The organism is Synechococcus sp. OH2 (genome assembly GCF_047462155.1).
GTDB lineage: Bacteria > Cyanobacteriota > Cyanobacteriia > Thermostichales > Thermostichaceae > Thermostichus.
In genome coordinates this window covers 398-2,563 of the sequence record NZ_JANSIR010000109.1, presented here as the reverse complement: position 1 = coordinate 2,563, position 2,166 = coordinate 398, and the positions used below count along the sequence as shown (strand labels likewise).

The following is a 2,166-nucleotide window of genomic DNA, read 5'->3' as shown; positions in this document are numbered from 1 at the left end:
CGCTCCAGAAGCTTGTCCTATCTGCGGAGACGGCCGGTGCCAGAGCCGCAAACCTGGGAAGTGGTCTGTCGCATCGGGGTAAACTTCCTCTTTACCGCGGCTGCCCTCGGCGGCCTGTATCGTCTCTTGCCAGTACAGTTGGCCCAGCACCACCGCCTGCAGGTTTTGGAGCATCACATCGAAATTCTCTCAACCCGGCTTTCTCGGCTGCAGGAAGAAGTGGATCGCGGCATGGATCCCCTTCAACGACAGGCTCTGATCAAAGAACGTCTCAACCGCGTGCCGCCCGATCAAATCCAGGTGCGCCTGGTGGATCCCAGTAGCCTGGTGGCCGACGAGGAGAAGAATGTTTCCCCTGCCTGGATCGGACAATCTCCCCAGCCGCTTGGGAGACCGTAGCTGACCTAGCTAGTAGGACTGCTTCAAGAGCAAGGCCACCTCTTTGGCAAAGTAGGTGAGGATCATGTCAGCGCCGGCCCGCTTCATAGCCAAGAGCGATTCCATCATCACTTTCTTGCCGTCGATCCAGCCCTTTTGCTCGGCAGCCTTAATCATGGCGTATTCGCCGCTCACGTTGTAGGCGGCCACGGGCAGATCCGTCGCTTCCTTGACCCGATAGATGATGTCCAGGTAGGCCAAGGCCGGCTTCACCATCACCATATCGGCCCCTTCGGCCTCGTCCAGCTCCACCTCCCTGAGGGCCTCGCGGGCGTTGGCGGGATCCATCTGATAGGTTTTCTTGTCCCCCCACTTGGGCGCAGATCCCAGGGCATCGCGGAAGGGGCCGTAGAAGGCAGAGGCATACTTGGCGGAGTAGGCCAGGATGGCCACCTCGGTATAGCCCTGCTCGTCTAGGGCTTCGCGAATGGCGCCGACGCGACCGTCCATCATATCAGAGGGGGCAACAACGTCGGTTCCCGCCTCTGCTTGGGAGAGGGCCTGCTTGACCAACACCTCCACCGTCTCGTCGTTGAGGATCACCCCATCCCGCACAATGCCATCGTGGCCGTCACTGTTGTAAGGATCCAAGGCTACGTCCGTCACCACCAGGATTTCGGGGATCTCCTGCTTGATCCGCCGCACCGCCCGCTGGATCAACCCTTCTGGGTTAAAGGACTCCCGCCCCGTGGGGTCTTTCTTTTCTTCGGGTACCACCGGGAAGAGGGCCACAGCCGGGATCCCCAAGTTGGCCGCCTCCTCCACTTCCTTCAAGAGCAGATCCAGGGTGTAGCGGTAGCAGCCGGGCATCGACTCCACCTCTTGCCGCTGGTTCTCCCCTTCCATAACAAACAGGGGGTAGATGAGATCCTGCACCCGCAGGTGGGTTTCCTGAACCAGTTGGCGAAGGGCCTCGGTGCGCCGCAGCCGGCGGGGACGGTAGATCAGATCTTGGCTCATAGGAGCAGGAGAAAGAGGGCGTCTCTATTTTGCCATGAGGTCGCTAGGGGCTGAGTTATCGTGGATCTCTCCCTGAGGCAGCCAGCGGGCAAGCTCCACGGCGCCGGTAGGATTGACAACGATATCGGCGGAGGTATAGAGCACCAGAACCGTCAGTTCTGGCCAATGGGCTTGGTCAAGGCAGCGCTGCCCACTGCCCGCCAGCTCGGCTGTAAATCTGGCCCGCGTTACACCCCTGTCGCTAAGGGAGCGCGATGTTGCTTTTCGCTTCAAAACATTTCTTAACAATTTTGCCCCTTGCCAGGGATCCTTATCTGGCCGAGCTTTGCGGCCCTTTTCCGGCAAGTGTCCGAGGCGTTTTCGGGACAAATCGCGGCCAAGGGCGGGAATAACGAGCTGCTGGGGGGTATGATCTTGTGAAGAACTTTTGCTGAGCCTCAGGTTTGACGGGATCCCGTCTCTGTGGCAGTCTGTCTTTGCTCTACCATTGCCTTGTTGCTTGTTCGCTTCATCCACTTGGAAACGGGTTGCTGAAACTATGCTGTTACTGAAAATCTCTGTTTACGCGGTGGTAATCTTTTTTGTGGGACTGTTTGTCTTTGGTTTCTTGAGCAACGACCCTGCCCGCAACCCCAACCGTCGGGACATGGAATGAGGGATCCCGCGCTTGGGCGTTCCTGGTGAGCATGGCTAACGCCTTAAGGGGGTGCTTGATGCACCCTCTGCTTTCGCTTGGCTCTCAACCCAAAGCAGCGACTTAGCTTGCCT

At 58.7% G+C, this 2,166-nt stretch carries 4 protein-coding genes; 2 read left to right on the top strand and 2 right to left on the bottom strand.

The annotated features are described in order from the left end of the window. Window positions 1-399, top strand: a 399-nt coding sequence (locus NW835_RS11340; protein ID WP_414415328.1) for a hypothetical protein, incomplete at its 5' end; no start/stop codon positions are given. A gap of 9 nt (window positions 400-408) precedes the next feature. On the opposite strand, the gene hemB is transcribed toward NW835_RS11340, so the two are convergent. Both hemB and NW835_RS11330 read right to left on the bottom strand, forming a co-directional pair. Beyond that, window positions 409-1,398 (bottom strand): porphobilinogen synthase, encoded by a 990-nt coding sequence (hemB, locus tag NW835_RS11335; RefSeq protein ID WP_414415327.1) that lies wholly within the window; start codon window positions 1,396-1,398, stop codon window positions 409-411. 24 nt (window positions 1,399-1,422) lie between these two features. Then, complete coding sequence (locus tag NW835_RS11330) at window positions 1,423-1,671, bottom strand: hypothetical protein (RefSeq protein ID WP_414415326.1); 249 nt, start codon at window positions 1,669-1,671, stop codon at window positions 1,423-1,425. Between the two features lie 265 nt (window positions 1,672-1,936). On the opposite strand from NW835_RS11330, the gene NW835_RS11325 reads away from it, so the two are divergent. After that, window positions 1,937-2,053: a photosystem II reaction center protein I gene (locus NW835_RS11325; RefSeq protein ID WP_011431538.1), complete on the top strand. Its 117-nt coding sequence runs from the start codon at window positions 1,937-1,939 to the stop codon at window positions 2,051-2,053. The last annotated feature ends 113 nt before the right edge of the window (window positions 2,054-2,166 follow it).

Excerpts from the sequence above, each read along its gene's own strand:
- hemB (WP_414415327.1), bottom strand. The coding sequence starts at position 1,398 with ATGAGCCAAGATCTGATCTACCGTCCCCGCCGGCTGCGGCGCACCGAG.
- NW835_RS11325 (WP_011431538.1), top strand. The coding sequence starts at position 1,937 with ATGCTGTTACTGAAAATCTCTGTTTACGCGGTGGTAATCTTTTTTGTG.